Genomic DNA, 7025 nt, shown 5'->3' with positions numbered 1-7025 from the left:
GGCAGAGAAGAAATCCGTCTTCACATTGTTTGCGATGTCCCTGATGAACTTATTGATTTCACGTTTGAATGGAAAGGGCAGCCATGGACAGAAACTACCTGGCGTCAGTCCTTGCGGGGAGCGCGCTTTCGTAATCTTGCCCTGCTAGCGGATTAACTTCACAAACATCATTTCCCAACGTCTACACTTACTCCTGTAAACCGCCCAGGAGTAGTAATGAATCAACAACTTTTTGATGACAGCACCCTTATCCGCATTTTTGCTTTGCATGAGTTACACCGTCTTAAAGAGCGAGGCTTAACGCGCGGGGCGCTCAACGATTATCACAGCCGCTATAAACTCGTCTTTCTGGCTCATTCCCAGCCGGAATACCGCAAACTTGGCCCGTTTGTGGCTGATATTCACCAGTGGCAAAATCTGGATGACTATTACAACCAGTACCGCCAACGCGTAATTGTTTTGCTTTCTCACCCCGCCAACCGACGTGACCACACCAATGTTTTGATGCACGTTCAGGGATATTTTCGCCCACATATTGATTCCACAGAACGCCAGCAGCTGGCGTCGCTTATCGACAGTTATCGCCGTGGCGAGCAACCGCTTCTTGCGCCGCTGATGCGTATCAAACACTATATGGCGCTTTATCCTAACGCCTGGCTTTCAGGGCAGCGTTATTTCGAACTTTGGCCGCGTGTGATTAACTTGCGCCATGCAGGAGTTTTATGACTACCCATCTGGTCTGGTTTCGCCAGGATTTACGTCTGCACGACAATCTCGCGCTTGCTGCCGCCTGCCGCAATTCGTCTGCACGCGTGCTGGCGCTGTATATCGCAACACCACGTCAGTGGGCAGCGCATAACATGTCGCCGCGTCAGGCTGAACTTATCAATGCTCAACTGAATGGGCTACGAATCGCGCTGGCGGAAAAAGGTATTCCTTTTTTGTTCCGTGAAGTGGATGACTTTGTCTCCAGCGTCGAAATAGTTAAACAAGTGTGCGCGGAAAATCGTGTTACCCATCTGTTTTATAACTATCAGTATGAGGTGAATGAGCGGGCGCGGGATGTGGAAGTTGAAAGAGCGCTGAGTAACGTGGTGTGTGAAGGATTTGATGACAGCGTGATCCTGCCGCCGGGGGCGGTGATGACTGGCAATCATGAGATGTACAAAGTCTTTACGCCATTTAAAAACGCCTGGCTGAAACGGCTGCGAGAAGGGGTGCCGGAGTGCGTCGCTGCGCCAAAAGTACGTAGTAGCGGAATGATAGAAGCCGCGCCATCCATTACGCTGAATTATCCTCGTCAGTCTTTCGATACCGCGCATTTCCCGGTGGAAGAAAAAGCGGCGATTGCGCAATTACGCCAGTTTTGCCAGAACGGTGCGAGTCAGTACGATCAGCAGCGTGATTTTCCGGCAGTGGAAGGCACCAGCCGTTTGTCTGCAAGCCTTGCAACGGGTAGGTTATCGCCTCGCCAGTGTCTGCATCGCCTGTTGGCGGAACAGCCGCAGGCGCTGGAAGGTGGGGCCGGTAGTGTCTGGCTTAATGAGTTGATCTGGCGCGAGTTCTACCGTCATCTGATGACGTATTACCCCTCGTTGTGTAAACATCGACCGTTTATTGCCTGGACCGACCGCGTACAGTGGCAAAGCAATCCCGCGCATTTAAAGGCCTGGCAGGAAGGCAAAACGGGATACCCGATTGTTGATGCGGCCATGCGTCAGCTTAACAGTACTGGCTGGATGCATAACCGCCTGCGGATGATTACTGCCAGCTTTCTGGTGAAAGATTTGCTGATCGACTGGCGGGAAGGCGAGCGATATTTCATGTCGCAACTGATTGATGGTGATTTGGCAGCCAATAACGGTGGCTGGCAATGGGCGGCTTCTACTGGAACTGATGCTGCACCGTATTTCCGTATTTTCAACCCGACAACTCAGGGCGAGAAATTTGACCACGAAGGTGAGTTTATCCGCCAGTGGTTACCAGAGTTGCGTGATGTACCAGGGAAAGCGGTGCATGAACCGTGGAAGTGGGCGCAGAAAGCAGGTGTGACGCTGGATTATCCGCAACCGATAGTTGATCACAAAAAGGCAAGGCTGCGAACGCTGGCAACGTATGAAGAAGCGAAGAAAGGAGCCTGATAAAACGCAGCGAGCGTCTTATCAGGCATCGGTGCTGGCCTGTTAAGACTCCAGCGCCAGCGCGCGGTTTCTGAACTTAAGCGCCTGATACAGCCAAATCATCAGTACCAGTCCTACACACGCCAGTGCACCCCAGGTGATTTGATCAAACACTTCAATATATGCATTGATGGAGTAGTTGATCGCCCCGGAAGCATCAAACGAAGCTTGCGATGTCTGATCGGCAATCACGCCCGCCAGATAGTTCGCAATCGCGCCAGAAAGCAGCATATAAATACCGGTTAATACGCCGGTCACGCCGGGGATTTCAATGCGCGTAATTTGCGACATGGCAACCGGGTCGATAAACAGTTCGGCAAAGCCCATCACCGCCAGACCTAACACCATCAGTGGCAGAGAAGAGTGACCATACATTGCGGACCAGCGGGCGCTTAAGGTCAGAATGCAGAATCCGGCGCTCATCAGGCCAAGACCAAGAGCAAATTTTCCCCAGATGCGCACGGTACGATTACCCGCGACGCTCTCTTTGACCACCCATGCCAGGAACACACCGCACAGCATGACCGCGAAGGCATTAATCGACTGGAACATAGCGGTCGGAACGGTATAACCAAACATATCGCGGTTAACGAAGCGGTCAATATAAAGGCTAATCGAGCTACCCCCCTGTTGTGCGAAGGCCCAGAACAACATGCTGAAGAAGGTGAGCGTCACAATCAGCCCCAGCTCCTTACGCTGTTTCTGGTTTTCTGCTTTGCGATAAATTTTTGCCAAAACGCCAAGGCCAATGATAGTCGCGACAATCAAGGCGTATACCGACCACTCTTTCCAGAACAGTACGGTAATCAGCGCAGGCGTTGCCACCAGCAGAACCAGCAGCCATCCCCAGTTAGGCAGGAGAAAGTTTGTCGCACGCAGTACGTCTTTGTTAACGCCACGGGTATGAGCAAAATGACGATTGCCACATAAGAAGATAACCAGACCCGCGATCATGCCAACCGCCGCCAGGCCAAAGCCCATCGCCCAACTGTACTCTTCCTGGGCGTAGCCACACGCGATAGGTGCGATAATAGACCCCACGTTACCCGCCGCATACATCAGCGAGAAACCGCCATCACGACGCGGATCGGTTGGCTCATACAGCTCGCCGAGCAGGCAACTGACGTTGGATTTAAACAGACCATAGCCGCAGACGATAATCGCCAGGGACAGATAGAGGAATGACGGATGGATCTCACTGGCACCCAGCACCACATGTCCGATCGCCATCAATAACGCCCCCAGCATCACCGCCATGCGATTGCCGAGAACTTTATCCGCCAAAAAGCCACCGAGGATTGGCGTGACATACACCAGCGAACAGTAGGCGCTAAATAACGCGTACGCGTGGGTGTCGTTGTATTTCAGTTGATTGGTGAGATAGAGAATCAGCAGGGCACGCATGCCGTAAAAGCTAAAATATTCCCAGATTTGCAGCGCAACGACATAGTAAATAGCGCGCGGTTGTGATGCGTGTTTATTCATAATAATTCCACAATTGACTGCAACGTCACGTAATAGTTGCGCGGCGTGCTTGTGTTTCCTTAAAGTTAAAACTTTGATACAGATCTGATTATTTGTGCAATATGCTGTCTGATTGCATAAATATACATTAGCTGAAGCGTGATGATATAAACAATTTGCGTCTTTTGGCGTCGGGTTTGTTTCTTAATATGTCAAAAGATTGGCTATCGACGAACAGGCGAGGTAACGCTATGTTAACGGTATAGCTATCAGAATACGGAAGGCGCGAAGATGAAAAACACCGAACTGGAACAACTGATTAACGAGAAACTGAACAGCGCGGCGATAAGTGATTACGCGCCGAATGGTTTGCAGGTAGAAGGCAAAGAGACGGTGCAAAAAATTGTTACCGGTGTCACCGCCAGCCAGGCGCTGCTCGATGAAGCGGTGCGTCTGGGCGCGGATGCGGTCATTGTGCATCATGGCTACTTCTGGAAAGGCGAATCTCCGGTCATTCGCGGCATGAAGCGTAACCGTTTAAAAACGTTGCTGGCAAATGATATCAACCTGTATGGCTGGCATCTGCCGTTGGACGCGCATCCGGAGCTGGGCAATAACGCACAGCTGGCGGCGTTACTTGGGATTACGGTCTTGGGTGAAATTGAGCCGTTGGTGCCGTGGGGCGAACTGACCATGCCTGTGCCGGGACTGGAGCTGGCTTCCTGGATTGAAGCGCGTCTGGGACGTAAGCCGTTATGGTGTGGCGATACCGGACCTGAGGTGATTCAGCGCGTTGCCTGGTGCACGGGCGGCGGGCAAAGTTTTATCGATAGCGCCGCGCGTTTTGGCGTGGATGCTTTTATTACTGGCGAAGTTTCTGAACAGACCATTCATTCAGCCCGCGAGCAGGGATTGCATTTTTATGCTGCGGGTCACCATGCCACTGAACGCGGTGGTATTCGCGCATTGAGCGAGTGGCTGAATGAAAATACCGATCTTGATGTGACCTTTATTGATATTCCTAATCCTGCATAACGAATAATCAGAGGGATCGAAAGTGCAACGAGCGCGTTGTTATCTGATAGGTGAAACGGCGGTAGTGCTGGAGCTGGAACCGCCGGTGACGCTGGCTAGCCAGAAACGTATCTGGCGACTGGCGCAGCGTCTGGTGGATATGCCGAATGTGGTTGAAGCCATTCCCGGCATGAACAATATCACGGTGATTTTACGTAATCCTGAGTCGCTGGCGCTGGATGCCATAGAGCGTTTGCAACGCTGGTGGGAGGAGAGTGAGGCGCTGGAGCCGGAGTCTCGTTTTATTGAAATTCCGGTGGTTTACGGTGGCGCAGGCGGACCGGATTTGGCGGTGGTCGCGGCGCATTGTGGATTGAGCGAAAAACAGGTTGTTGAATTGCACTCCTCTGTGGAATACGTGGTCTGGTTTTTAGGTTTTCAACCGGGCTTCCCGTATCTCGGGAGTTTGCCGGAACAACTACACACGCCACGGCGCGCTGAACCGCGCTTGCTCGTTCCGGCAGGTTCTGTCGGGATCGGCGGGCCGCAGACCGGTGTTTATCCGCTGGCAACGCCGGGCGGCTGGCAGTTGATTGGTCATACCTCACTCAGCCTGTTTGATCCGGCGCGTGACGAACCCATCTTATTACGTCCGGGAGACAGCGTGCGCTTTGTACCGCAGAAGGAGGGAGTATGCTGAAGATTATTCGTGCGGGCATGTATACCACTGTGCAGGATGGCGGTCGTCACGGTTTTCGCCAGTCGGGTATCAGCCACTGCGGCGCACTGGATATGCCTGCGTTACGCATTGCTAACCTGCTGGTGGGTAATGACGCCAATGCCCCCGCGCTGGAGATAACGCTCGGTCAGTTAACGGTAGAGTTCGAAACTGATGGTTGGTTTGCCCTGACGGGGGCAGGTTGCGAAGCGCGGCTGGATGATAATGCCGTCTGGACTGGCTGGCGATTGCCGATGAAAGCAGGCCAGCGTTTAACGCTTAAACGCCCGCAGCACGGGATGCGCAGTTATCTGGCGGTCGCGGGTGGTATTGATGTTCCGCCGGTAATGGGGTCATGCAGTACCGATCTCAAAGTGGGGATTGGTGGGCTGGAAGGCCGTTTACTGAAGGATGGTGACCGACTCCCGATGGGTAAATCGAAGCGTGATTTTATGGAAGCACAGGGCGTTAAACAGCTGCTGTGGGGCAACCGCATTCGCGCCTTGCCGGGGCCGGAATATCATGAGTTCGATCGCGCCTCGCAGGATGCATTCTGGCGTTCGCCCTGGCAGCTTAGCCCGCAAAGTAACCGGATGGGCTATCGCCTACAGGGGCAAATCTTAAAACGCACCACCGATCGCGAACTGCTATCTCACGGTTTGCTGCCGGGCGTGGTGCAGGTGCCGCATAACGGGCAGCCGATTGTATTGATGAATGATGCGCAAACTACCGGCGGTTATCCGCGTATTGCCTGTATCATTGAGGCTGATATGTACCATCTGGCGCAAATTCCGCTCGGTCAGCCGATTCATTTTGTCCAGTGTTCACTGGAAGAGGCACTGAAAGCGCGGCAAGATCAGCAACGTTATTTCGAACAATTAGCGTGGCGGCTGCACAATGAAAATTGACCTGAACGCCGATCTGGGCGAAGGCTGTGCCAGCGACGCAGAGCTATTATCGCTGGTTTCCTCTGCCAATATTGCTTGTGGATTTCATGCAGGCGATGCACAAACCATGCAGGCTTGCGTGCGTGACGCCATACAAAATGGTGTCGCGATTGGCGCTCATCCGAGTTTTCCCGACAGGGAAAATTTTGGTCGCAGCGCCATGCAATTGCCGCCGGAAACCGTTTACGCCCAGACGCTGTATCAAATTGGCGCGCTGGCCGCTATTGCTCGCGCGCAAGGCGGCGTGATGCGTCACGTCAAACCGCACGGCATGTTATACAACCAGGCGGCGAAAGACGCACAACTGGCAGACGCCATTGCCAGAGCAGTTTACGCTTGCGATCCGGCGTTGATTCTCGTTGGGCTGGCGGGAAGCGAGCTGATTCGTGCAGGCAAGCAATATGGCCTGACAACGCGCGAGGAAGTATTTGCCGATCGCGGATATCAGGCTGACGGCTCACTGGTACCGCGAAGTCAACCTGGCTCGTTGATTGAAAACGAAGAACAGGCGCTGGCACAGACGCTGGAGATGGTGCAACACGGCAGAGTCAAAAGTATCACCGGCGAATGGGCGGCGGTCACGGCGCAGACTGTCTGTCTGCATGGCGACGGCGAGCACGCACTGGCGTTCGCCCGACGACTACGCTCTACATTTGCCGAAAAGGGGATTGTTGTCGCAGCATAACCCCGCTTAATAAAGAA

General features: G+C 53.3%; 7 protein-coding genes and 1 pseudogene. 7 read left to right on the top strand and 1 reads right to left on the bottom strand.

What is annotated here, in order from left to right; all coding sequences use genetic code 11:
* The 3 genes and pseudogenes from ATB02_RS26475 to phrB form a co-directional block, all read left to right on the top strand.
* Positions 1-78: pseudogene (locus ATB02_RS26475) on the top strand (hypothetical protein); the annotation flags it as partial.
* A gap of 138 nt (positions 79-216) precedes the next feature.
* Entirely contained in the window at positions 217-726 is a 510-nt protein-coding gene (locus ATB02_RS20020) for a YbgA family protein (protein ID WP_105272146.1), read from the top strand.
* Positions 723-2141, top strand: coding sequence for a deoxyribodipyrimidine photo-lyase (gene phrB, locus ATB02_RS20015; protein ID WP_105272145.1), 1419 nt, complete (start codon positions 723-725; stop codon positions 2139-2141). Before ATB02_RS20020 ends, phrB begins: the two co-directional genes overlap by 4 nt.
* Before the next feature lie 42 nt (positions 2142-2183).
* On the opposite strand, the gene dtpD is transcribed toward phrB, so the two are convergent.
* On the bottom strand, positions 2184-3665 hold the full coding sequence (dtpD, locus tag ATB02_RS20010; protein ID WP_001032670.1) for a dipeptide permease DtpD: 1482 nt from the start codon (positions 3663-3665) through the stop codon (positions 2184-2186).
* Positions 3666-3935: 270 nt separating this feature from the next.
* Between dtpD and ybgI the strand changes: the two genes are divergently transcribed.
* Genes ybgI through pxpA form a run of 4 tightly spaced genes read left to right on the top strand, consistent with a single transcriptional unit; the run spans position 3936 to position 7008 of the window.
* Entirely contained in the window at positions 3936-4679 is a 744-nt protein-coding gene (ybgI, locus tag ATB02_RS20005; RefSeq protein ID WP_000798863.1) for a radiation resistance protein YbgI, read from the top strand.
* Positions 4680-4701: 22 nt separating this feature from the next.
* Positions 4702-5358 (top strand): 5-oxoprolinase subunit PxpB, encoded by a 657-nt coding sequence (gene pxpB, locus ATB02_RS20000; RefSeq protein WP_001188343.1) that lies wholly within the window; start codon positions 4702-4704, stop codon positions 5356-5358.
* A complete protein-coding gene (pxpC, locus tag ATB02_RS19995) occupies positions 5352-6284 on the top strand; it encodes a 5-oxoprolinase subunit PxpC (RefSeq protein WP_000912727.1) in 933 nt (310 codons plus the stop codon). Before pxpB ends, pxpC begins: the two co-directional genes overlap by 7 nt.
* Positions 6274-7008, top strand: coding sequence for a 5-oxoprolinase subunit PxpA (pxpA, locus tag ATB02_RS19990; protein WP_105272144.1), 735 nt, complete (start codon positions 6274-6276; stop codon positions 7006-7008). Before pxpC ends, pxpA begins: the two co-directional genes overlap by 11 nt.
* The last annotated feature ends 17 nt before the right edge of the window (positions 7009-7025 follow it).

This window comes from Escherichia sp. MOD1-EC5189, from assembly GCF_002966045.1.
Taxonomy (GTDB): Bacteria; Pseudomonadota; Gammaproteobacteria; order Enterobacterales; family Enterobacteriaceae; genus Escherichia; species Escherichia coli_F.
The sequence above is the reverse complement of the archived record's forward strand: the minus strand, read 5'-3'. Positions and strand labels throughout refer to the sequence as shown.